We start from the raw sequence: 22016 nt of genomic DNA on the forward strand, positions 1-22016 counted from the left end.
TCAGATGTGCTGGGCGAGCCGCTCCAGCAGCGGCGCGGCCACGCCGAGCTGCTCGAGCTCCTCCGGCGTGAACGCCCCGCTCGCCAGGACCCGGGCGACCAGCTCGCTGCGCGCGTTGCGCTTGTCCTTCAGCGCCTGACGGCCGGCGTCGGTCACCTCCAGCACCACACGCCGGCCGTCGTCCGGGTCCGGGCCGCGGTCGACCAGGCCCTTGGCCCGCAGCGAGCCGAGCGTCGCCCCCATGGCCTGCGCGGTGATCTGCGCCTCCCGGGCCAGTGCCGAAGAGGTGGTGGGACCGGACCGCTCGAGCCCGGACAACGCGTTCCGCTCGGGCATCGTCAGCCCGCCCTCGACGGGCACTTGCCGCACCCTCCGGATCAGCGCGCTGACGCCCACCAGCAGGGCCGAGGCGACCTCGTCCGCGTCTTCGCTCATGTACTAAGGCTACCTTATAAATCAGCCTTAGTACATTCGCCCGGCCAGCTCGTCGAAGATCTCCACCAGCTCGGGCCGGTCGAACGGGCCGACGTGCGGGGCCGCGACGCTGCGCACGTCGGTCGGGTTGCCCGGGGTGAGGCGGTCGGCCTCGGCGATGAACCGGTCCTGCAGCGCCGGCGGGATCAGCCGGTCCCGGGTGAACCGCACGTACGTCCGGGGAATCCGGCCCCAGGTGTGCGCTTCGCCGCGGGCGTCGGCCAGGGGGATGCCGACGGGCTCGTCCGGCTCGAGCAGGTTGAGCAGCCGGCCCAGCGCCTCGTCGGTGAAGTCGCCGGCGAGGCACTGCCTGATGCCCTCGATCACGGCCGGGTCGGCCGAGCGCCAGTTGATCCGGGCCACCCCGAGCACCGCCGGATCGGCGACCATCGCCCGGGTCACGTTGGGCAGCAGGCTTTCGCGGTTCTCCGGCGTTTCGAGATAGGCGGTCATGGTGGGCAGGTCGACGCAGCAGTACGCCGCCAGGTACACGACCCGGTCGAGCAGCTCGGGAACGGCGTTGCCGACCCGGCTCACGGTGACGCCGCCCTGGCTGGCGCCGGCCAGGACCACCGGCCCGTGGCGGCGGGCGCGGCGCACCACGCCCACCACCCGCTCGACGTAGTCGCCGATGGTGAGCTTCGCCAGCGGCGACGGCTCGGTCGCCAGCCCCGCCACGTCCTGCGGAGCCTGGTACGAGCGGGGAAAGAACCCTTCGGTGCCGTGCCCCGGGAGGTCGACGGCCACGCAGCGGTGCCCCCGCAGGGTGAGCTCGGTGATCAGCCCCGAGCAGAAGTACGCCGAGGAATTGGTGCCATGCACGAAAACCAGGGTCGGTGACGGACTGGTGGTCATCGGGATTCTCCTTGGTGTGGTTCGTGGTTTGCCCGGGTCATCGGCCACAGCGGCGGACTGTCCGCCACCCGCACCGGTTCGCCGAGATCGGTGAAGCCGTGACGCAGGTAGAGGGCGCGGCTCCGGGGCGAACTCGCCTCCAGGTACACGGCGAGCCCGACGGCGTCCGCTCGTGCCAGCCCGTGCCGCAGCAGCAGCGAGCCGAGCCCGGCGCCCTGCCGTCCCCGCGCCACCCCCATGCACGAGAGGTAGAGGTGCGGCTCCCGGCGAGGATGCCGTTCGGCCAGCGCCCGCCCCAGAATTGCCAGCCGCTCGCCGTTTTCGCCGAAAACCGGGCTGGGTGCGTCTTCTTGGAGGGCCTGGCCCGCGGCCAGCGACAGCCACACCGCCGCGCCCTCGCCACGGCCGAGCAGGTAGGCCTCGGCGGCGGCGCTGTCCAGCAGCTGCCTGTAGAAGGACGACTGGAGACGGCCGCGTTCCGTCGCATCCGGGAAGAGCCAGGAGGCGACCGGATCGTCCGTGAACGCCTCGGTGAGGACGTCCGACACCGCCTGCCGGTCGTGGGTGGGTTCGATCATGCGTACACCGTATTCAGAGCGCCGCCGGATCGACTCGAAATCCCGTTTCTGAAGCAAGAAAGTGTACTATCAGCCGGGAAAGTGAACTAGTACATTCAACCGGACTGGAGGCCACCTGTGCCTGCGGAACCGCCGTACCGGCGGATCGTCGAGGAGATCCGCGGCCGCATCCGGACCGGCGAGTTGCGGCCGGGCGAGCGGATCCCGTCGGTCCGGCAGATCGCGCGGCATTGGGGCGTCGCCGCCGCGACCGCCGCCAAGGCGATGACGGCGTTGCGCGAAGACGGGCTGGTCGAGGCGACGGTCGGTTCCGGCACGGTGGTCAGCGCCCGCCGCAAGCCCCCGGCCACGCCGCCGCGGGCCGTCGGCGCCAAGCAGCCGCTGAGCCGCAAGCACGTGCTCCGTGCCGCCATGGCGATCGCCGACGTCGAAGGACTCGACGCGGTGTCGATGCGGCGGCTCGCGGCCGAGCTCGGTGCCGCGCCGATGTCGCTTTACCGGCACGTGGCGAACAAGGACGAACTGGTCACGCAGATGGCCGACGAGGCGTTCGGCGAGGCCGAGTTGCCCACGGAAGGACCGGACGGGTGGCGGGCGAAGCTCGAGCTGATCGCCCGCCGGCAGTGGGAACTGTGCCGTCGGCACCTCTGGCTGCCGAGGGCGGTCTCCTTGACCCGCCCGATGCTCGTGCCGAACATGATGGCGCACACCGAATGGACGCTGCGCGCACTCGACGGGCTCGGCCTGCCGATAGCCGTGCGGACCCGCGAAGCGCTGACGCTCCACGGCCTGGTCATCACCGTCGCGCTGGCCATGGCGGCCGAGGTCGAGTCGGAGCAGGAAACCGGGGTGACGCTCGACGGGTGGCGGCTGGCCCAGCGCGAGCGCACCGGCCAGCTCCTCGACAGCGGGCGTTTTCCTTTACTGGCAGCGGTTCCACCCGAAACGGCGGCCGACCTCAATGGACTGTTCGAGTACGGGCTGGCCTGCCATCTCGACGGTTTCGCCGCGCTCGTGTGCGCCTAACCGGTCGCGATGGCCGGATCGCTGGTCGACGCCTTCCCGTTCTCGACATGGCCGGAAAAGCGGCGGACGTAGGCCTGGTCGGCGTCGATCGTCACGGTGATGTCGTACCACTGGTTCGCCTGACTCACGCCCCAATTGGGCACGACCTGTGAGGCGCCGGCGGCCACGTGGTAGGTGTAGCTCTGGGACGGGTCGTACGCGTCGGTGCCGACGAACTGCACCGGCGAGCTGCCGGGATTGACGAAGGTGAGCGTGACGTGGCCGCTCGTGGCGTCCTCCCGGGCGACGACCTCCGGGCCCACCGAACCGGTGGTGCCGGCCAGCTCGCGCAGCCAGCCGTTCGGGCCGAAGATCGAGAGCTGGTACTCCGCGCCGCTCGGCAGGGCCCAGCTGTCGGTCTCGGACGCGCCCGCGCCGACGGTGTACACCCACGGGATGTCGGTGCGGATCTTCGAGGTGATGTAGAAGGCCGCCCCGGCGTCACCGGAGTTGATGAAGGTCAGGTACATCCGCCCGTCCTTCGCCTGGTAATCGACGGCGAGGTTGTACGGCAGCGGGCGAGCCTTGCGCAAACCGCTCTCCTGCCGGGGAAGCGAGCCGCCGGCGGGCGGCACCGGGGTGTAGACCGGCGGGGTGCTGTGGTCGGGCGGCGGCGCATAACCGCCGGTGTCGGGCAGGCCGGGGACCGTGCTGTTCGCCCCGGTGAAGTCGAACGCGCGGGTCAGGTCGCCGCACACCGCGCGCCGCCACGGCGAGACATTCGGGCTGCGCACGCCGAAGCGCTGTTCGATGAACTGGATGACCGAGGTGTGGTCGAAGGTCTGGGAGCAGACCCAGCCGCCCACGCTCCACGGGGAAAGGGCCAGCAGCGGGACCCGCGGCCCGAGCCCGTACGGGTTGTCCTTCTGGTAGTCCGCCGAGGCGCCGCCCTGGTAGACCTCCCCCGTGGTGTCCACAGTGGATAGCCCCCAGCCGAAGTCCAGCGGCGGGAACGGCGGCACGACGTGATCGAAGAAGCCGTCGTTCTCGTCGTAGGTGATCAGGAAGACCGTCTTGCTCCACACGTCCGGGTTCGAGGTGAGCGCGTCGAGGATGCCGGAGATGTACCAGGCGCCGTAGTTGGCCGGCCAGGACGGGTGCTCGCAGTAGGCCTCGGGCGCGGCGATCCAGGACACCGACGGCAGCCCGCCCGACTGCACGTCCGCCCGCAGCCGGTCGAAGAGCCCGTCGCCGTTCTCCACGCTGGTGCCGGTGCGGGCCTTGTCGAACAGCGGGTCGCCGGCCTGGGTGTTCTGGTACTGCTTGAAGTACAGCAGCGAGTTGTCGCCGTAATTGCCGATGTACGGGTTGTCCGTCGTCCAGCCCCAATGGCCGGCGAGGTCCAGGCCGTGCCCGGCGTCCTGGTAGACCTTCCACGAGATCCCGGCCGCTTCCAGCACTTCCGGGAACGTCGACCAGCCGTAGCCCGCCTCCTCGTTCCCGAGCACCGGCCCGCCGCCCGAACCGTCATTGCCGACGTAGCCGGAGTAGAGGTAATAACGGTTGGGATCGGTGGAGCTCATCAGCGAGCAGTGGTAGGCGTCGCACACGGTGAACGCGTCGGCGAGGGCGTAGTGGAACGGGATGTCGCCCCGGTTCAGGTAGGCCATCGTCGGCTGGTTCTTCGCCGGGATCCAGCCATTCCAGGCGCCGCGGTGCCAGGCGTCGTGCGTGCCGTTCCAATCGTGGTTCAGGTCCTGGAAAAACGTCAGGCCGAGATCGTCCTTGTCCGGCCGGAACGGCAGGGTCACCTGCCCGCCGGAATCGGGCTGGTGCCAGACGGACTGGCCGCCCGGCAGGTAGACCGGCCGCGGGTCGCCGAAGCCGCGGACCCCGTTCATCGTGCCGAAATAATGGTCGAACGACCGGTTTTCCTGCATCAGCACGACGATGTGCTCCACATCGGCGAGCGTGCCGCTGGAGATCGCGGCCGGAATCGACGCCGCGCGGGCGATGCTCGGGATCGACGAAGCCGCGGCCGTCGCCGCGGCCAGCTGGAGGAATCTGCGGCGATTGACTTCTACCATCGGTTCCTCCTCGCTGCGGCCGACCGCGAGACCCGTTGTCTCCCAACCGGTTAACAAACGCCGAAAGGATGCGCGGGCGCCCGCGCCGTGTCAACCGACGATCGGACCGATCTACCCCCCGGAAGGACTTCCGGACATCCGCCCGTGCCCGAACGGCCGCCCCGCGGGATCATTTGCGGTATTTGACCGCGACCTGTTCGGCGAGATCCTGGGACCGCTGGAGCGCATCCTTCACCGTCAGGTCGCCGGCGATGGCGGAGCTGAACAACGCCGAGGTCTTGTTGCCGAGGTCCTGGAACTCCGGCACGTCGACGAACTGGATCCCCACCGTCGGCCGGGGCTGGACTCCCGGTTTCAGCGGATTGACCGACTCGATGGCGAGCTCGGTCGGGCTCGCGAACGCCCCCGAATCCGCCAGGTACTGCGGGTCGCTGTAGGTCGACCGGCGCTTGCCCGCCGGCACCTTCGCCCCGCCGAGGGTCTGGGCGGCCAGCTGCTCGTACTTCTTGCCCGAGGCCCAGGAGATGAACTTCCAGGCCGCGTCCTGGTGTTTGCTCGCCCGCTCGATGCCCCACGCCCACGCGTAGAGCCAGCCCGAAGAGCCGGTGTTCACCACCGGCGCGGCGACGTAGCCGATCTTGCCCCGGACCAGGCTGTCCGGGGCTTCGAGCTGGGTGGCGCCCGCGGTCGCGTCGTACCACATCGCCACCTTGCCCTTCAGCATCGCGTCGAGGCATTCCGCGTACCCGGAATTGGCGGCGTTGTCCTCGCCGTGGTCGTGGGCCAGGCCGATGTAGAACTTCGCGGCCGCGGTGAATTCCGGCGAGTCGACGGTGGCCTGCCAGTCCTGGCTGAACCAGGCGCCGCCGAAGGTGTTCACCACCGTGGTCATCGGCGCGATCATCTCGCCCCAGCCCGGCTGGCCGCGCAGGCAGATGCCACGCATGCCCTTGCCCGGCTGGTCGGCCGCGGCCGCCGCGTCGGCGACCTGCTGCCAGGTCGGGGTGGCCGGCAGCTTGATCCCGAGCTGGTTGAGCACGTCCAGCCGGTACATCAGGAACGAGGACTCGCCGTAGAACGGCTCGGCGTAGATCTTGCCGTCGTCCCCGGTGAGCGACGACCTGATGGAATCGATGATGTCGCCCTGGTCGAAATCCGTGTCCTCGGCGGCGTAGTCCGACAGCGGCGCGAGCAGGTTCTCGCGGGCGAACAACGGCGTCTCGAAGTTGCTGATCGAGGCGACGTCGTACCGGCCGGTCTGGGCGGTGAACTCTTTCTGCACCTCGTCGCGCAGCTGGTTCTCCGGCCGCAGGGTGAAATTGACCTTGATCCCGGTGTCCCGGGTGAAGACGTTCGCGGTGAGCTGCTGAAGCTCCACCATCTGCGGATTGTTGACCATCAGCACGTTGATCGTCTCGTCAGCCTGCTTCGACGCCCCGCAGGCCTGGGCGCCCAAGAGCACCACCGCCGCCGAGAAAATGAGGAAAACCCTGCCACGACGCACGCTCTCGACCATCCAGCCGTTCCTCCCGCCTCAGGGCGCGGCCCCCGATCACCAGTGATCGCAGAATCACCGGAAAGGGTGGCAACGTCGTCACCATCGGTACGTGTGATCGCACGCAAGGTACCGGACCTCCCCCGATCAGGCGAGTCGAACGCGGCATCAGGTCGAGTATTCGTGACAAACCAGCGTCATCGGCACAGTTCGGGGCGGGCCCCGTCCGGCGCCTCGACGGAGCGACTGCCGGCCACGCCGGCCGTGGGAAATAGCGCGTCGATTACCGGCGAATGGGGAGGAGCCGCTTTCCTCGCCCGGTCGGGGGGATTTCCCGTTTCCGGTTGTGCCCGATGGACGTAATGGCACAAGAATCGGGCTCATGCGCGCCCGGCGGTTTGCCTCGATCTCGGCCAGTGTCGCCGCCGCCGTGTGCGTGGTGGCCATTGTGGTTCTCCCGGCGCGACCGCCGCGCCGTTGCCGGGCGGGCTCGGCCCGTGCCTCGGGAGCGCTTGCCCCAGCCCTTATCCGCCGGTCGGCAATGGCCCGCTGGCCGGCCGGGACGAAGGCATCAACGTCTACGTCGGCGGCGGCTTTCAGGTGGGCGGCGCGGCCGCCGAAGCCGAGGGGAAACTGGTGGTGCTCGGCGATTTCGCCATGGCGAAGGGAGCCGGTGGGTCCTCTGTGTACAACGTCGGCATCGTGGGCGCCGGCTCGCGCGTGCCGCCGCCCGACGGTTCGGATTTCCTGACCGCCGGCGGCGGCGTGACCGTCGCACCGGGACAGCGGCTGCTCGCCGACGGCGGGGTCGTCCGGCACGCGGGCGCGCTGACCGGGACCGTCACCGGCACGACGGTGGCCGACCCGGACGCGACCGAGCCGTACCGGGATCTGCGCGCCCAGCTCGGTCAGGCCAGCCGCTGTTACGCCTATCCGGATTCCGGACCGCGGCCGGCCACGGGCACGGCCCGCAACGAGGGCTACCGGACCCTGTTCACCGGCGACGGGAAGTCGGCACTGCAAGTGTTCACTGTGGACTTCGACCTGACCGGCCCGGGCGGCGGCATGCAGGGCCTCGAGTTCCAGGGCATCCCGCCCGGCGCGACGGTGCTGGTCAACCTGACCGGCAGCGCCCGCGCGATCAACACCTACAGCGGCGACCTCGCCGACCAGGACGGCCTGAACAAACTGCGGGAACGGCTCCTGTGGAACTTCCCGGACGCCACCAGCGTACGAATCGCCGGCGGCGCGCAATTCCAGGGCAGCGTGCTGATCGGCAACCAGGACAGCCTGGCGACGGTCACCGCCTCCGGCATGAACGGCCGCTTCTTCACCACCGGCTCCCTCCTGCACACCTCGGAGCCCACCGGCGGCGGCGGTCAGGAACTCCACGCCTACCCCTTCGACGGCGACCTGCCCGACTGCACCACCACCCCGACCACCACCCCGACGACCTCGAGCACAACCACGTCCAGCCCGACCACGTCCAGCCCGACCACGTCCAGCCCGACCAGCAGCTCCACCACGAGCAGCCCCACCAGCAGCACCGACACCAGCAGCCCGACCGCCAGCAGCTCCAGCCCAACGAGCCCGACCAGCAGCAGCCTCACCCCCACCACGAGCCCGACCAGCAGCAACCCGACGACGAGCAGCCCCACCACAAGCAGCCCGACCACGAGCACCACCCCGACAACCAGCAACCCCACCAGCACCAGCAGCCCGGCCACCAGCACCAGCCCCACCAGCAAGACGAGCACCACCGGCCCGCCGACCAGCACCACGTCGGCATCCGGCACGAGCACGACGTCCAGCACCGGCCCCGGCGGCCCAGGGGTGACCACCGGCACCACGCCGGGTCAGCCGGCGGGGCCCGGCACCGGTCCGGGCAGCGGCCCGTCCGGGGGCAAGCCGCTGGCGTCGACCGGGTCCGACCTCCGCGGCACGCTGACTGTCGGCGTCTTCCTGCTGACCCTCGGCGGGGTGCTGGTGGCGCTGACCCTCCGGCGCAAGCGCCGCGCATCCTGATCCGCCGGGCCTGTTGTAATGGCCCGATGGACCAGACGATCCGCCGGAACCTGGACGACATCCGCGGGCCGGACAAGACCGCTCGGAGCCGCGCGTTCGAAGCCGTCATCGCGGAGACGGACAGTTCCGTCGACTGGGCCTACGACGTCTGGGACGAGGTCGTCGCCGACCTGGGCCACCAGGACAACCACGTCCGCGCGATCGCCGCCCAGCTGTTGTGCAACCTGGCGAAGAGCGACCCCGAAGTGCGCCTGGCAACGGACTTCCCGGCCCTGCTGAACGTGACCCGCGACGATCGATTCGTCACCGCACGCCACTGCCTCCAGGCACTCTGGAAGGTCGGCGCAGCCGGACCACGCCAGCGCGAAATCTGGCGCGAAGGCCTCGTCCTGCGCTTCACCGAATGCCTGGCCGAGAAGAACTGGTCGCTGATCCGCTACGACATTCTCCAAAGCATGCGCAACGTCCACGACATCACGAAAGACGACGGGATACAAACCACGGCGCGAGACCTGATCGCCGGCGAAACCGACGAAAAATACCGCAAGAAGTACGCCAAACTCTGGAAGGACAGCTGACGAAGAGCGGCGGCGCAGCATGGCCGTCGCGCAGGCGGTCCGGCTCCCGGCAGGTCAGGCCGAAGCGGACAGGGTTGGTGAGCGGCGCGAGATAGTTGAGCGCCGAGGGCACATCCGACCCGTCCACCGGCAGGGGCACCATCAGCGCGTCGAGCAGGCCGCTGGTCTCTCCTTGGCCCGCAACGCGACCGGTTCGTGGCGGTCGTCCATGTCGTCCGCGGTCAGGTCCTCGCGGCCCGGGCCGGGCCGCGTCCACAGTGGACGCAACGGTGCGCGACGACCCGATCCGGCCGGACGTCCACCTGCGGAAACAGCCACCGCCGTATCCCCCGCACGGGGGTTAATGCCCGGCGCGCCCGTCATGCGTCCACGCGGCGGAGGTTTCACCGGCGCACCCGTCGCGCGGGCGGGTGCGGGGATGGGCGCCGGGCCCGCGTAGGGGGCGGGCCCGGCACCAACCCACAGGGGCCATTCGAGAAGCCGCCCGTGTACGGCCGGGTAACCGGGCCTCGGGCCGGCAACCCCTCGGGCGATCAAGCGTCCGTTCCAGTGAGTAGTTTGACGGGGAAAAGCTCACGAAGAAGGGACGACAGTGGTGAAGCTGCGACAAGCAGGTGGGCGAGCGGTGCTGCTCGCGACGGGGGCGCTGGTCGTGGCGGCGGTGGCCGCCTGCGGGGGAAGCCAGACGGCGTCGGGCAGTTCGGCCGGCTCCGCGCCGGCCGAGGCACCGGCGAACAGCCAGAGCCAGTCCGGGGCCGGCGGCGCGGGCCAGCCGGCGACCGCGAAGGCGCCCCAGAACGGCGGCGCCTGCCGGTCCGCCGACCTGAAGGCCGCTTTGGGCGCGAAGCAGGAGGTGCCCACGGACGTGCAGGGGCAGCTCGGCGCCGCGGGCACGCACTACAAGGTCAACCTCGTGTGGACCAACCACTCCGGCCACTCGTGCACCATGCAGGGCTTCGGCGGGGTCGACGTGGTCGGCCCGGGCCAGGGCTCCAACCACCCCACGTTCTCGCTGCCCCGCATGGGGGAAACCCCGGCCGTGGTCAAGCTCGCGGCCGGCGGCACCGCGCACACCACGATCAACTACATCGACCCGAGCGGCGTCCAGCCCGACTCGCAGGCCGCGCAGCTGTGGACGCCGACCCACCTCTCGGTGACGCCGCCGAACGAGACCACGCACCTGTCCGTCCCGTGGACGCTCGGCACGCCGTTCTACCAGGACTCGGAGGCCGGCATCGCCGCCGCCGGCATCTCGCCGGTCATCGCCGGTTCCTGAACCCCGGACGGGGAAGCCTCACCCCACCGGCGGACGCGCGACCCGCGACCTGATGTCCTCCAGCGCCTGTTCGAGCGCGGCCTGGTTTCCCGGGGTGAACCAGGCCGCGCGAAGCTGCTCGTTGATGCCGCCGCGGGTTTCGTGGGCCCGGCCGAGGTCGGACAGGCTAGTGCCATGGTCGTCGAGCGCGGCCTCGACGTTCGAGAACATGGTGCGCACATAACGTTCCGCCTCGCCGGACCCATGTCCAGGTAATGCAGATGGGCCGAGATCGACGCGGTGGCAGCGGAATCGCGCGGACGACCGTCACCTCGTTGCCCGGCAAGGCCCCCAGCTTCGACCAGGCGCCCGGGCGTCACGGGCCGGGCGGGCTACTTACGACTCGCCGTGTAGTTCCGGAAGAGCAGGTAGGTGTCGACGATGTCGGACGACGCGCTCTGCACCGACCGGTAGATCCCCCACTTGGGCCGCACGTAGTCGCCCTGGTCGGGGATGTTCACCTTGGTCATGCTGCCCTGCGCGGCGATCGGCGCGCCCGAGCCCGCGCCGTCGCGGATGAGGAACGCCGCGGTCCCCTTGGCGCCGATCGTCAGCGTCCACTGAACGCTGACCCACTTGTCCCGCAACGGGGCCAGGTCGGTCGAAGCGATGCTGGGCGAACCGGGATTGGCGTACGCCCGCGCCGAGATGAGTTCCTTGCCACCACTGCGGGTCAGGTCCAGCGTCACCCACGGGCCCGCGTTGGTCGAGGGGGTCTTGGTCTGGAAGATGTGCGTGAACTTGCTGGTGCCGTGCAGGGTCGACGGCAGGTACATGTCGTAAGCGATGGTCCAGGTCTCGCCGTCGTGCATCTTGAGCGCGGTTCCGTTCTGCACCATGCCTTTCACCTCGGTGCGCTGCCGGTCGCCGCCGCCGGTGGTGTCCCGGTCGTCGCGCCAGATGTTGAACCGGTAGTGGTCGCCGCCCTCGGCGTAGACGTACTTGCGGGTCGGGTGGAGGTGGCCCCGGTCGGCTTCGACGCCCTCGAAGGCCTTCAAGCCGTCGGTCGACGGCACGGGATGCCAGAGCGAAGCCGCCTTCGGCGATCGGGGTGCGGCGTTGGCCGAAGACCCGAGCGCGACCGGCACAGCGACCGCGGCGACGGCCAGCGTGCGGAGCGCGGTCCGGCGGGGGAACGCGCGGGAAAACGGGGAATCAGACATTTCGGTGTGTCCTTCCTGGCTGTGGTGCTCAGGGGGTACACATCGGCCGGCGGGTGGCACCGGCCTCAAGGGGCCGGAACATCCGATGTCTTGCCCCCTGACGGTAGGGGCGGGCGGCTGACCGTGTCAACGCTCAGGCCCGGTGATCGAGACCTGCCGCGGGGCGCGAAAGCACGCCGGGCAGCCGTTGCGGAGCACTACCCAGGGCAGCACCGGGTAACTTTGGGTGACAACCAGCGTGGTGTGAAGACAGCCGCTCGCGAGTCACTAACGTAGGGGGCCGCAGTGCCGGCGCCGCGAGTTCAGGGAGTAGTCAACCGTGTCCGATTCGTTCGTCCACCTGCATGTGCACACCGAATACTCCATGCTGGACGGCGCGGCCAAGGTCAAGCCCCTGCTCGCCGAGGCCGAGCGGCTGGAGATGCCGGCGATCGCGATGACCGACCACGGCACGATGTCCGCCGCCGCCGAGTTCTACCGGGTCGCGAAGAAGAGCCCGGTCAAGCCGATCATCGGGGTCGAGGCTTACCTGGCGCCGGAGAGCCGGTTCCACAAGAAGCCGGTGTTCTGGGGCCAGCGCAACCAGCGCGGGTCGGACGAGTTCGGTGAGGGCGGCGACGTCTCCGGCGCCGGCTCGTACACGCACATGACGATGTGGGCGCGCAATTCCCAGGGCCTGCGGAACCTGCTCCGGATGTCCTCGCTGGCGTCGTTCGAGGGCTACTACCGCAAGCCCCGCATGGACCGCGACCTGCTGGTCGAGCACCACGAGGGCATCATGGCCACCACCGGCTGCCCCTCCGGCGAGGTGCAGACGCGGCTGCGGCTGGGCCAGCGCGAGCAGGCGATCCAGGCCGCCTCGGACTACAAGGACCTGTTCGGCGCGGACAACTTCTTCCTCGAGCTGATGGACCACGGGCTGCCGATCGAGCGGTCGGTGCGCGAGGGCCTGCTCGAGATCGGCCGGCTGCTCGACCTGAAGCCGGTGGCGACCAACGACTCGCACTACGTCACCCAGGACCAGGCCGAGGCGCACTCGGCGCTGCTGTGCGTGCAGGCGGGCAAGACGCTCAACGACCCGACCCGGTTCAAGTTCGACGGCGACGGCTACTACCTCAAGTCGGCCGAGGCGATGCGGGAGTACTGGGACAAGGAGGTCCCGGGCGCCGCGCAGAACACGCTGATGATCGCCGAGCGGGTCGAGTCCTACGCCGACGTGTTCGACTTCAAAGATCGGATGCCCCGGTTCCCGGTGCCCGAGGGCAAGACCGAGGACGACCTGCTGCGCGACGAGGTGGAGAAGTTCGTCCCGAGCCGGTTCCCGGGCGGCTTGACCCAGGAGTACACCGACCGGATCGACCGCGAGCTGGGCATCATGGCGAAGATGGGCTTCTCGGCCTACTTCCTCGTGGTCGGCGACCTGGTGCGGTGGGCGAAGAACGAGAAGATCCGGGTCGGCCCCGGCCGTGGCTCGGCCACCGGCTCGCTGGTCGCGTTCATCCTGCACATCACCGACCTGGACCCGATCGAGCACAGCCTGCTGTTCGAACGGTTCCTCAACCCGGAGCGCGTCAGCCCGCCCGACATCGACCTCGACTTCGACGACCGCCGCCGCGGCGAGGTCCTGCAGTACACGATCGAAAAGTGGGGCGCGGAGAACGTCGCCCAGGTCATCACCTTCGGCACGATCAAGACGAAGGCGGCGATCAAGGACTCGGCGCGGGTGCACTTCGGCCAGCCCGGCTTCTCCATCGCCGACCGGATCACCAAGGCCCTGCCCCCGCCCATCGCGGCGCAGGACATCCCGCTCTCGGGCATCTTCGACCCGCAGCACGAGCGGTACAAGGAAGCGACCGAAGTCCGCACCCTGACCGACACCGACCCCGAGGTCTCCCAGATCATGGGCACCGCGCGGGGCCTGGAAGGGCTGATCCGCAACGCCGGTGTGCACGCCTGCGCGGTCATCCTCTCGTCCGAGCCGCTGCTCGACGTGATCCCGCTGTGGCGGCGCGACGACGGCTCCACCATCACCGGCTTCGACTACCCCTCGTGTGAAGACATGGGGCTGCTGAAGATGGACTTCCTGGGCCTGTCGACGCTGACGATCATCGAGGACACCGTCCGCGCGGTGAAGGAGAACCACGGCCGGGACATCGACCTGGCCAGTCTCGAGCTCGACGACAAGAAGACCTACGAGCTGCTGGCCCGCGGCGACACGCTCGGCGTGTTCCAGCTGGACGGCGCGGCCATGCGCAGCCTGCTGCGCGCGATGGCGCCCACGCACTTCGGTGACATCGCCGCGGTCCTCGCGCTCTATCGGCCGGGCCCGATGGCCGCGAACGCGCACACCGACTACGCCGAGCGTTCGAACGGACGGCAGCGGATCACCCCGATCCACCCCGAGCTGAAGGACGCGCTCGAGCCGATCCTCGGCGAGACCTACCACCTGCTGGTCTACCAAGAGCAGGTGATGGCGATCGCGCAGCAGCTCGCCGGCTACAGCCTCGGCGGCGCCGACCTGCTCCGCCGCGCGATGGGCAAGAAGAAGAAAGAGATCATCGAGAAGGAGTTCGAGCAGTTCCGCGCCGGCATGCTCGGCAAGGGCTTCTCCGAACAGGCCTGCCAGACGCTCTGGGACGTCATGCTCCCGTTCGCCGGGTACGCGTTCAACAAGTCCCACACCGCGGGCTACGGGCTGGTGTCGTACTGGACCGCCTACCTCAAGGCCAACTACCCGGCCGAGTTCATGGCGGCCCAGCTGACCTCCAACGGTGACAACAAGGACAAGTCCGCGATCTACCTCGCGGAGTGCCGCCGCATGGGCATCAAGGTCCTCCCGCCGTGCGTGAACCAGTCGAACCTCCAGTTCCGCGCGATCGGCTCCGACATCCGCTTCGGCCTCGGCGCGGTCCGCAACGTCGGCGCCAACGTGGTCGACTCCATCGTCAAGACCCGCAAGGCCAAGGGCGAGTACACCTCGTTCAGCGACTTCCTGGACAAGTCGGAATTGGTCGCCTGCAACAAGCGGGTGCTGGAATCGCTGATCAAGGCCGGCGGGTTCGACTCCTTCGACACCACCCGGCTCTCGATGGTCAAGGTGCACGAGGACGCCGTCGAAGCGGTGGTGCCGCTCAAGCGCCAGGAAGCCATGGGGCAGTTCGACTTGTTCGGCTTCGGCGGCGAAGAAGAGGGCGACGCGGAAGTCGCCGCGTCCTCGTCACCGCTGGCCCACCTGAAGTTCGAGGACGAGGAGTACCCGCGCAAGCAGCTGCTCGCCTACGAACGGGACATGCTCGGCCTGTACGTCTCGGCCCACCCGCTGGACGGAGCCGAGCGGATCCTGCGCCAGCACGCGCCGAAGCCGATCGCGCAGCTGATCGACGACGCGCCCAAGGAAGGCGAAGTCGTGCTGTCCGGCATGATCTCGGTGGTCGACCGCCGGGTCAACAAGAAGGGCGAGCCCTGGGCGATCGTCGCGGTCGAGGACCTCGACGCGTCCATGGAAGTGCTGTTCTTCGCCAAGTCCTACTCGATGTGGCAGGCCGAGCTGGTCCAGGACTCCGCCGTGGCGATCAAGGGCCGGGTCAACTGGCGCGACGACAAGATGTCCGTCTTCGGCGGCAACGTGATCACCCTCGACATCAGCGACGCCGAGCTCAACCCGTCCGAGGGCCCGCCCCCGTTCGTGATCCGCGCGGACGCGGTGAAGATCGACCGTGACGTCGTCGCCGAGCTGCGCGGCACCCTCACCGCCCACCGCGGTGACACCCCGGTCCACCTCGTGCTCGCGGGCAGCCGGGAAACCGTCTTCGTGCTGGACAACTACTCGGTCAACGCGACCGCGTCACTGGCCGGCGAGCTGAAGGGGATCCGCGGCATCTCGATCGGCGCTTGAGCCGGTCACGACGCGTTCCCCAGCCGTTTGACCAAGCGGAGACCGGCATCGCCGAAGCCGGCGCGGGCGTAGAAGCGCACCGCGCCGGCGTTGCGGTGATGGATGCCGGCGGCCAGGTACCGGATCCCCTGGCCGGTGGCCCACCGTTGCGCCGCCGCCAGCAGCGCCGCGCCCGTTCCCCCGCCACGGACGTCGCCCAGCACGACCGTGTGGACCTCCGCGGACGGCTCCGGGCGCAGGATCTGGTGCTCCGGCGGCCCGGGGTGACGCAGCACCTCGACCAGGCCGACAACCCGGCCCTCGGGGGTTTCCGCGACGAAAACCGCGTCCTGGCTTGCTTTTTCGGCCAGTGCCGCCGCGAAGTGCCGGGCCACCACGTCCCGAGCCGGCACGCGGTAGGTGTCCGGGTCGAGGGCCACGTGCGCCTCGGCGTTGGCGATGCGCAACTCCACCAGCGCGGGGACATCCGCCGCGTTCGCCAGCCGGATCGTCAGCTCTGTCGTCTCCACGAGGCCGATCTTAGGCGGAAACCCTCAGTAGCGGACGTCGCTCGCCAGCAGCGCCTCGTACACAGTGGACGACTGTCCGTCCACTGTGGATCCGGCGAACTGGAGCATCGCCCGCGCGGCGCCGTGCATCGGGGCCGGGTAGTCCAGGCTCGGCGCGGAAACCTCGTCCAAAGCGCGGAGGTGATCGGGGCTGAGGCTCACTTCCAGCGCGGCGAGGTTGCTTTCGAGGTGCTCGACCCGCCGGGCGCCGACGATGGGCACGACGGTGCCTTCCCGGGCGCGCAGCCAGGCCAGCGACACCGCGGCCGAGGTGGTGCCGAGTTCCTCGGCGACGGCGGCGACGGCGTCGATCACCGTGAACTCGGCCTCGCCGGGGCCGCCGACGTAGGCGGCCCGGGCCGAGTCGGCGACCTGGACGCCGCGCCGGTACTTCCCCGACAGGAAGCCGTTCTTGAGCGGGCTCCAGGGCACCAGCGCCATCCCCTGGTCCAGCGCGAGCGGGGCCAGTTCGCCCTCGACGGTGCGCGCCAGCAGGGAGTACTCGACCTGCAGCGCGATCAGCGGGGTCCAGTCCTTGAGCAACGCGGTGGTCTGCGCCTGGGCGGTGACCCAGGCCGGGGTGTTGGAGAAGCCGATATAGCGGATCTTGCCGGCGCGGACCAGGTCGTCGAGCGTCCGCAGGGTTTCCTCGATCGGCGTGCTGCGGTCCCAATTGTGCAACCAGTACAGGTCGAGGTGGTCGGTCCGCAGCCGGCGCAGGGACTCGTCGAGCTGGGCGGTGATCGACCCGCGGCCCGCGCCGCCGCCGTTCGGGTCGCCGGGGAACATGTTGAAGAAGAACTTCGACGCCAGCACCACGTGCCCGCGCCGGCCGGGACGGGCGGCGAAGTAGTCGCCGAGGATCTTCTCGGAGTGGCCGTTGGTGTAGAAGTTCGCGGTGTCGACGAAGTTCCCGCCGCGGTCGAGGTAGGTCGAGAGGATCTTCTCCGACTCCTCGACGCTGCACCCGGCACCGCCGGGATCCTCGCCGAAGGTCATCGCGCCGAGGGCGAGCGGGCTGACCCGGAGCCCGGAGCGGCCGAGGGTGACGTAGTGGTCGAGCGACATGAGCAGGACTCCCAAGCTGGGGGAAACGGTCCTCTTCATCGAAGCGCGCGGGCCACGGGCACGGTAGGTCGATCCGCTTCGATCGTTGCCTGATCCGATCGCGTTCGCCCGGATCGGGCTTGCCAGGAAGGCCTCCCGGATGCTTCCGTGGAGCATGCCTGCCACCCTGCTCGACGAGATCCGCGGCCTCATCGCGGCCCACGCCCGGCCGGACGGCCGCACGCCGATCGCCGGGCTCCGGCTGTCCAGTGTGGACAACGAGGAGCCGCACCACTCGCTGACCGAGCCGCTGCTGGTGGTCATGGCCCAGGGCGGCAAACGGCTGCTGCTCGGTGAGCGGGTCTACGAGTACCGGGCCGGGCAATGCCTGGTCGTCACCACCGATCTCCCGGTCACCGGCCACTTCCTCGACGCCGGCCCGCGAACCCCGTCGCTCGCGATGGGGCTGGAACTGCGCCCGGCCACGATCGCCCCGCTGCTGTTGCGGGCTCCCGCTGCACGATCCTCGCGCGCGGCGGCCGAGCTGCCCGCGATGGCGACCGGCGAGGCGGGCCCCGGCCTGCTCGACGCGGTCACCCGGCTGCTGCGGCTGCTCGACCATCCCGAGGACGCGCCCGTGCTCGCCCCGCTGGTGGAGCAGGAGATCGTCTGGCGGCTGCTCACCGGCCCGCACGGCGGCCTGGTCCGCCAGGCCGGGCTGGCCGACAGCTACCTGTCGCACGTCGGCCGGGCCATCCAGTGGATCCGCGAGAACTACGCCGAACCGCTCCGGATCGAGGACCTCGCCCGGCTGGCCGGAATGAGCGCTTCCGCGTTCCACCGGCACTTCCGCGCCGTCACCGCGATGAGCCCGCTGCAGTTCCAGAAGCGCATCCGGTTGCAGGAGGCCCGCTCGCTGCTGGTTTCGCACGCGGGCGACATCGCCGGGGCCGGGCATCTGGTCGGGTACGACAGCCCTTCGCAGTTCAACCGCGAGTACCGCCGCCAGTTCGGCGCCCCGCCCGGCCAGGACGCCGTGCGGCTGCGCGCGGAGACCACCCCGCGCGAGGTCCGGCACCTGCCCTGACCCACGGCCGGCTGGCGCGGGCGCGCCGCCGCCCCGGATACTGGGCCGCGACGAAGCCGCCCGATCTCCCGGAGGACCGTTGACCACCGTCACCACGAAGCAGGGGGACGTCCGCGGGTACACCTCGGACGAGGGTGTCCTTGTCTTCCAAGGCATCCCCTACGCGGCGCCGCCGGTCGGCCCGAACCGCTTCCGGCCGCCGCAGCCGCCCGAGCCGTGGACCACGCCGCGCGACGCCACCCGTTACGGCCCCACCGCGCCCCAGGAGGACAACAGCGGGGAAGGGCCGCTGGCGGACATGGTGCCGCGGCTGGTCATCCCCGGCGACGACTACCTCAACCTCAACGTCTGGACCCCGGGCACCACCGGCCGGCTGCCGGTGATGGTGTTCATCCACGGCGGCTCGTTCACCAGCGGCTCCGGCTCGCTGCCGGCCTACGACGGCAGCCGCTTCGCCCGTGACGGCGTGGTCCTGGTGACGCTCAACTACCGGCTCGGCGCGGACGGTTTCCTGTGGTTCGGCGACGGCCCGCCCAACCTCGGCCTGCTCGACCAGATCGCCGCGCTGGCCTGGGTGCGCGACAACATCGGCGGGTTCGGCGGCGACCCGGGCAACGTCACGATCTTCGGCGAGTCGGCCGGCGCGATGAGCGTGTGCACACTGCTCGCCATGCCGGCCGCGGACGGCCTGTTCCACCGGGCCATCGCCGAATCCGGCGCCGGGCACAGCACCGTCACCCCGGCCACGGCCCGGCTGATCGGCACCCGGCTGGCCGCCATCCTGGAGGTCGAGCCGACCCGCGAGGCGATCGCGGAAGTCCCGATGGAGCGGCTGCTCGCGGCGCAGGCGCAGCTCGGCCAGGAGGTCATCGCCAGTCCGAGCACGAAACGGTGGGGTGAGGTCGCCCGCAACGTGATGCCGTTCGAGCCGGTGGTGGACGGCGACCAGCTGCCGGCCACGCCCATCGAGTGCATCGCGGCGGGCGCGGGCCGAGGGGTCGACGTGCTCATCGGCACCAACAGCGAGGAGGCCCGGCTCTTCCTCGTCCCCACCGGCGCCGCCGCGAAGATCAGCACCCCGGTCCTGCACGCCGCCGCGTTGCGCTATCGGCTGCCGGCCTTCCGCGCGGTCCGCGGCTATCGCGCCGGCCGCCCGGGCGCCACCCCGGGCGACCTGCTCGCCGCGATCGTGACCGATTGGTACTACCGGATTCCCGCGCTGCGCCTCGCGGAAGCGCACGAGGGCACCTTCGTGTACGAGTGCGCCTGGCGTTCGCCTGCCTTCGACCAGACGCTCGGCGCCTGCCACGTCGTCGAGCTCCCCTTCGTCTTCGACAACCTCGACAATCCCGGATTCGCTCCCCTGCTGGGGGACCGGCCGCCGCAGCAGCTGGCCGACGCCATGCACCAGGCCTGGGTGGACTTCGCCACCACCGGCGACCCCGGCTGGCCCGCCTACCGCCCGGACCACCGCGTCGCCATGCGCTTCGACACCGACTCGGCCACCACCGTCGACGACCACGGCGCCGAACGCGTGCTCTGGGACGGCCGGCGCTGAGCGCCTGCCCGGTCAGTCCGCCAGGCTCGAGTGGAAGTCCTCCAGCACCGCCGCGCCCCGCTTCGGATCCTGCATCATCCACCAGTGCCCGAGCCCGTCCAGCCGGGCTTCCCGCGCGCCGAACCGGACCGCCGAGCGGTGGGCGAGCTCGGGCCCGCCGACGTACTGGTCCTCCGACGCGGCGATGACCAGCCCCGGCCGGCGTTCGGCCCGTTCGAGTTCGTTGCCCCAGTTCACCGGGGCGGGCGGCACGGCCGAGCGGTACAGCGGCAGGATGCAGGCGCCCATCTCCGGCCCGTTGGCCCGGGCCGACGCCTCGGCCGCCTCGGCGGTCATCCCCAGCCCGACGTACGCCGCGACCTGCTTGTCGAATGGCACCGCGGCGGTCTCCGCGACGACGGCCTCGCCGACCCCCGGCGTCTGCCAGCGCTGCGCGAGGTCGTGCCAGACGTAGTCCGGGTCGAAGCCCCCGGCGACGTCACTGCACCAGGACCGGATCAGCTCGGGCCGCCGCGCCGCGAGGATCAGCACGTGGATGCCGCCCCAGTCGTGCCCGACCAGGTCGATCGGGCCGTCGATCCGCTCCAGCTCGGCCACCAGCCAGCCGTGGTAGTCCTCCGCCGTCGCGCCGAACCCTTCCGGCACCGGCGCGCCGAACCCCGGCGGGGACAGGGTGACGACGTCTTCGCGGCCGAGTTCGCGGAGCAGGGGCTGCCAGATCGCCGCGGTCTCGGGAACACCGTGGACGAAGACAACAGACATCAGGAACCTCCCGGGATGACGGCCCTCGGCCGTCGCCAGGTCGAGCCTAGTGCCGCGCCCGGCGGAGTGGGGCCGCAGGCAGTGGAGTCCATTGTGGACTCAGGAACGGAAACCCGATCAGCTCATCCGGCGGGGAGCCCCAGCCGGCGGTCCTCGAGGTCCGAACGCAGGCTGCCGAGGATCCGGGCCAGCGCCTTCAGCCGGTCAGCGGTGACGGCGCCGCCGAGGATCTCCTGGATCGCCGTCTGCCAGACGGGCTCGGCCTCGGCCACCACCGATTCGCCCGCGGGCGACAGCGCGAGCAGGGACGAGCGCCGGTTCGCCGGGTTCGCACGGCGCTCCAGCCAGCCCTGTTTCTCCATCCGGTCGACGATCTTGCTGGTCGTCCCCACGCCGATCGCGAAGGCGGCGGCGATGTCGCCGACCCGGGCGTCCGCGTGCTCGCGGACGTAGCGCAGCAGCTCGAAGTGCCCGGCCCCGAGACCGGTCTCGGCCTTCAGCCGCTCGGCGACCGCGTTGTACAGCCGGGTCTCCACGCGGACGAGGTCGGTGAAGACTGTGTCGAACGCCATCAGATCTTCCTTCACATTATCTGCCACGGCATATACTGTAGTTGCAGGAACCTCGGAACGGAAGGGAAGACGATGTCGAACGTCCAGCGTGAAGAGCTCGACGCGCAGTTGCGCGGCACCGGTGTCGGGCCGGAGCTGTCCGTCGAAGAGGCCCGCGAGGGGTTCGCGAAGATGATGGCCACGATGCCGGTGCCGGAAGACATCCGCACCGAGGAGACGTCACTGGGCGGACGCCCCGCGCTGCGCGTCAGCCCGGAGGCCGCGGCCGGCACCGGGACCCTGCTCTACTTCCACGGCGGATCGCACGTGGTCGGCTCGCCCCGGACGGCGCTCGGCCTCACCGCGGGCCTGGTGGTCCGGACCGGGATGACCGGCGTCTCCGTGGACTACCGGCTGGCGCCGGAGCACCCGTTCCCGGCGGACGTCGAGGACGTCGTCGCCGCCTACCGGGAACTGCTCGACCAGGGGCACGCGCCCGGGTCCATCGCCTTCGCCGGCGACTCCGCCGGCGGCGGGCTGACCATCACCGGCGCGCTCGCGGCGCGCGACGCGGGGCTCCCCCGTCCGGCGGCGATCGTCGCGTTCTCGCCGGGCGTGGACGCGACGCGAGCCGGCGAAAGCATGGTGACCAAGGCGGACGCGGACCCCCTGCTGGACCGGGCGAGCGTCGACCGCATGAGCAGCCTGTACGTCGTCGGCCACGATCGCCGCGACCCGCTGCTCAGCCCGGTGGTGACCGCCGATCTGACCGGCCTGCCGCCCGTGCTGGTGCAGGTCGGCACCAACGAGCTGCTGCTCGACGACGCCCGCCGGCTCGCCCTGCGCGCGTCCGACGCGGAGGTCGACGTCATCCTCGACATCACCGCGAAGGTGCCGCACGTGTTCCAGTCCTTCACCAACACGCTCGACGAATCGGGCGAAGCGCTGGACCGGGCCGCGCTCTTCCTGCGCCAGCGCGTCCGCGGCTGAGGC

General features: G+C 70.4%; 20 protein-coding genes. 8 read left to right on the forward strand and 12 right to left on the reverse strand.

Features of this window, described 5'->3' with window-relative positions:
- The 3 genes from BMY97_RS26355 to BMY97_RS26365 are packed head-to-tail and all read right to left on the reverse strand — an operon-like array spanning position 1 to position 1907.
- A complete protein-coding gene (locus tag BMY97_RS26355; RefSeq protein WP_091621183.1) occupies positions 1-435 on the reverse strand; it encodes a MarR family winged helix-turn-helix transcriptional regulator in 435 nt (144 codons plus the stop codon).
- Positions 436-462: 27 nt separating this feature from the next.
- Complete coding sequence (locus BMY97_RS26360; RefSeq protein WP_091621185.1) at positions 463-1329, reverse strand: alpha/beta fold hydrolase; 867 nt, start codon at positions 1327-1329, stop codon at positions 463-465.
- A complete protein-coding gene (locus tag BMY97_RS26365; RefSeq protein WP_091621189.1) occupies positions 1326-1907 on the reverse strand; it encodes a GNAT family N-acetyltransferase in 582 nt (193 codons plus the stop codon). The genes BMY97_RS26360 and BMY97_RS26365 overlap by 4 nt, the downstream gene beginning before the upstream one ends.
- A 117-nt stretch (positions 1908-2024) precedes the next feature.
- On the opposite strand from BMY97_RS26365, the gene BMY97_RS26370 reads away from it, so the two are divergent.
- A complete protein-coding gene (locus BMY97_RS26370; RefSeq protein WP_091621192.1) occupies positions 2025-2933 on the forward strand; it encodes a GntR family transcriptional regulator in 909 nt (302 codons plus the stop codon).
- Here the strand turns inward: BMY97_RS26370 and BMY97_RS26375 are convergent.
- Together BMY97_RS26375 and BMY97_RS26380 are read right to left on the reverse strand one after the other, a co-directional pair.
- Entirely contained in the window at positions 2930-4999 is a 2070-nt protein-coding gene (locus BMY97_RS26375; protein WP_091621195.1) for a phosphocholine-specific phospholipase C, read from the reverse strand. The genes BMY97_RS26370 and BMY97_RS26375 overlap by 4 nt on opposite strands.
- A 169-nt stretch (positions 5000-5168) precedes the next feature.
- Positions 5169-6515 (reverse strand): ABC transporter substrate-binding protein, encoded by a 1347-nt coding sequence (locus BMY97_RS26380; RefSeq protein ID WP_091621197.1) that lies wholly within the window; start codon positions 6513-6515, stop codon positions 5169-5171.
- Positions 6516-6971: 456 nt separating this feature from the next.
- Between BMY97_RS26380 and BMY97_RS26385 the strand changes: the two genes are divergently transcribed.
- Both BMY97_RS26385 and BMY97_RS26390 read left to right on the forward strand, forming a co-directional pair.
- Positions 6972-8519, forward strand: coding sequence for a choice-of-anchor A family protein (locus BMY97_RS26385; RefSeq protein WP_245787499.1), 1548 nt, complete (start codon positions 6972-6974; stop codon positions 8517-8519).
- A gap of 26 nt (positions 8520-8545) precedes the next feature.
- The gene (locus BMY97_RS26390) at positions 8546-9097 is read left to right on the forward strand and encodes a hypothetical protein (RefSeq protein WP_091621201.1); all 552 of its coding nucleotides are present in this window, start codon (positions 8546-8548) and stop codon (positions 9095-9097) included.
- A gap of 141 nt (positions 9098-9238) precedes the next feature.
- Here BMY97_RS26390 and BMY97_RS47225 read toward each other — a convergent pair whose 3' ends face one another.
- Positions 9239-9415 (reverse strand): hypothetical protein, encoded by a 177-nt coding sequence (locus tag BMY97_RS47225; protein WP_177231555.1) that lies wholly within the window; start codon positions 9413-9415, stop codon positions 9239-9241.
- 307 nt (positions 9416-9722) lie between these two features.
- Here BMY97_RS47225 and BMY97_RS26395 point away from each other — a divergent pair, with 307 nt between their 5' ends.
- Entirely contained in the window at positions 9723-10373 is a 651-nt protein-coding gene (locus tag BMY97_RS26395; protein WP_091621203.1) for a DUF4232 domain-containing protein, read from the forward strand.
- Between the two features lie 18 nt (positions 10374-10391).
- On the opposite strand, the gene BMY97_RS26400 is transcribed toward BMY97_RS26395, so the two are convergent.
- Together BMY97_RS26400 and BMY97_RS26405 are read right to left on the reverse strand one after the other, a co-directional pair.
- Positions 10392-10592: a hypothetical protein gene (locus BMY97_RS26400; RefSeq protein ID WP_091621206.1), complete on the reverse strand. Its 201-nt coding sequence runs from the start codon at positions 10590-10592 to the stop codon at positions 10392-10394.
- A 152-nt stretch (positions 10593-10744) separates the two neighbouring features.
- Complete coding sequence (locus BMY97_RS26405) at positions 10745-11575, reverse strand: hypothetical protein (protein ID WP_091621209.1); 831 nt, start codon at positions 11573-11575, stop codon at positions 10745-10747.
- Positions 11576-11939: 364 nt separating this feature from the next.
- Between BMY97_RS26405 and dnaE the strand changes: the two genes are divergently transcribed.
- On the forward strand, positions 11940-15470 hold the full coding sequence (gene dnaE / locus BMY97_RS26410; protein ID WP_245787504.1) for a DNA polymerase III subunit alpha: 3531 nt from the start codon (positions 11940-11942) through the stop codon (positions 15468-15470).
- A gap of 5 nt (positions 15471-15475) precedes the next feature.
- Here the strand turns inward: dnaE and BMY97_RS26415 are convergent, their stop codons facing one another.
- Together BMY97_RS26415 and BMY97_RS26420 are read right to left on the reverse strand one after the other, a co-directional pair.
- Positions 15476-15979, reverse strand: coding sequence for a GNAT family N-acetyltransferase (locus BMY97_RS26415; protein ID WP_177231556.1), 504 nt, complete (start codon positions 15977-15979; stop codon positions 15476-15478).
- A gap of 24 nt (positions 15980-16003) precedes the next feature.
- Positions 16004-17086, reverse strand: a complete 1083-nt coding sequence (locus BMY97_RS26420) for an aldo/keto reductase (protein WP_091621218.1) — start codon at positions 17084-17086, stop codon at positions 16004-16006.
- Between the two features lie 154 nt (positions 17087-17240).
- Between BMY97_RS26420 and BMY97_RS26425 the strand changes: the two genes are divergently transcribed.
- Both BMY97_RS26425 and BMY97_RS26430 read left to right on the forward strand, forming a co-directional pair.
- Entirely contained in the window at positions 17241-18152 is a 912-nt protein-coding gene (locus tag BMY97_RS26425; protein WP_177231561.1) for an AraC family transcriptional regulator, read from the forward strand.
- Positions 18153-18231: 79 nt separating this feature from the next.
- On the forward strand, positions 18232-19710 hold the full coding sequence (locus tag BMY97_RS26430; RefSeq protein WP_091621219.1) for a carboxylesterase/lipase family protein: 1479 nt from the start codon (positions 18232-18234) through the stop codon (positions 19708-19710).
- Positions 19711-19722: 12 nt separating this feature from the next.
- Here the strand turns inward: BMY97_RS26430 and BMY97_RS26435 are convergent, their stop codons facing one another.
- Together BMY97_RS26435 and BMY97_RS26440 are read right to left on the reverse strand one after the other, a co-directional pair.
- The gene (locus tag BMY97_RS26435) at positions 19723-20472 is read right to left on the reverse strand and encodes an alpha/beta fold hydrolase (protein WP_091621221.1); all 750 of its coding nucleotides are present in this window, start codon (positions 20470-20472) and stop codon (positions 19723-19725) included.
- A 122-nt stretch (positions 20473-20594) separates the two neighbouring features.
- Complete coding sequence (locus BMY97_RS26440; RefSeq protein ID WP_091621223.1) at positions 20595-21044, reverse strand: MarR family winged helix-turn-helix transcriptional regulator; 450 nt, start codon at positions 21042-21044, stop codon at positions 20595-20597.
- A gap of 72 nt (positions 21045-21116) precedes the next feature.
- Here BMY97_RS26440 and BMY97_RS26445 point away from each other — a divergent pair, with 72 nt between their 5' ends.
- Positions 21117-22013, forward strand: coding sequence for an alpha/beta hydrolase (locus BMY97_RS26445; protein WP_091621225.1), 897 nt, complete (start codon positions 21117-21119; stop codon positions 22011-22013).
- Positions 22014-22016: the final 3 nt, after the last annotated feature.

The organism is Amycolatopsis saalfeldensis (genome assembly GCF_900110575.1).
GTDB lineage: Bacteria > Actinomycetota > Actinomycetes > Mycobacteriales > Pseudonocardiaceae > Amycolatopsis > Amycolatopsis saalfeldensis.

What these genes read in the sequence shown, in the direction of transcription:
- BMY97_RS26375 (WP_091621195.1), bottom strand. Translation starts at nt 4,999, where the DNA reads ATGGTAGAAGTCAATCGCCGCAGATTCCTCCAGCTGGCCGCGGCGACG.
- dnaE (WP_245787504.1), top strand. Translation starts at nt 11,940, where the DNA reads ATGCTGGACGGCGCGGCCAAGGTCAAGCCCCTGCTCGCCGAGGCCGAG.
- BMY97_RS26390 (WP_091621201.1), top strand. Translation starts at nt 8,546, where the DNA reads ATGGACCAGACGATCCGCCGGAACCTGGACGACATCCGCGGGCCGGAC.
- BMY97_RS26420 (WP_091621218.1), bottom strand. Translation starts at nt 17,086, where the DNA reads ATGTCGCTCGACCACTACGTCACCCTCGGCCGCTCCGGGCTCCGGGTC.
- BMY97_RS26405 (WP_091621209.1), bottom strand. Translation starts at nt 11,575, where the DNA reads ATGTCTGATTCCCCGTTTTCCCGCGCGTTCCCCCGCCGGACCGCGCTC.
- BMY97_RS26365 (WP_091621189.1), bottom strand. Translation starts at nt 1,907, where the DNA reads ATGATCGAACCCACCCACGACCGGCAGGCGGTGTCGGACGTCCTCACC.
- BMY97_RS26355 (WP_091621183.1), bottom strand. Translation starts at nt 435, where the DNA reads ATGAGCGAAGACGCGGACGAGGTCGCCTCGGCCCTGCTGGTGGGCGTC.
- BMY97_RS26425 (WP_177231561.1), top strand. Translation starts at nt 17,241, where the DNA reads ATGCCTGCCACCCTGCTCGACGAGATCCGCGGCCTCATCGCGGCCCAC.
- BMY97_RS26440 (WP_091621223.1), bottom strand. Translation starts at nt 21,044, where the DNA reads ATGGCGTTCGACACAGTCTTCACCGACCTCGTCCGCGTGGAGACCCGG.
- BMY97_RS26380 (WP_091621197.1), bottom strand. Translation starts at nt 6,515, where the DNA reads ATGGTCGAGAGCGTGCGTCGTGGCAGGGTTTTCCTCATTTTCTCGGCG.
- BMY97_RS26435 (WP_091621221.1), bottom strand. Translation starts at nt 20,472, where the DNA reads ATGTCTGTTGTCTTCGTCCACGGTGTTCCCGAGACCGCGGCGATCTGG.
- BMY97_RS26360 (WP_091621185.1), bottom strand. Translation starts at nt 1,329, where the DNA reads ATGACCACCAGTCCGTCACCGACCCTGGTTTTCGTGCATGGCACCAAT.
- BMY97_RS26445 (WP_091621225.1), top strand. Translation starts at nt 21,117, where the DNA reads ATGTCGAACGTCCAGCGTGAAGAGCTCGACGCGCAGTTGCGCGGCACC.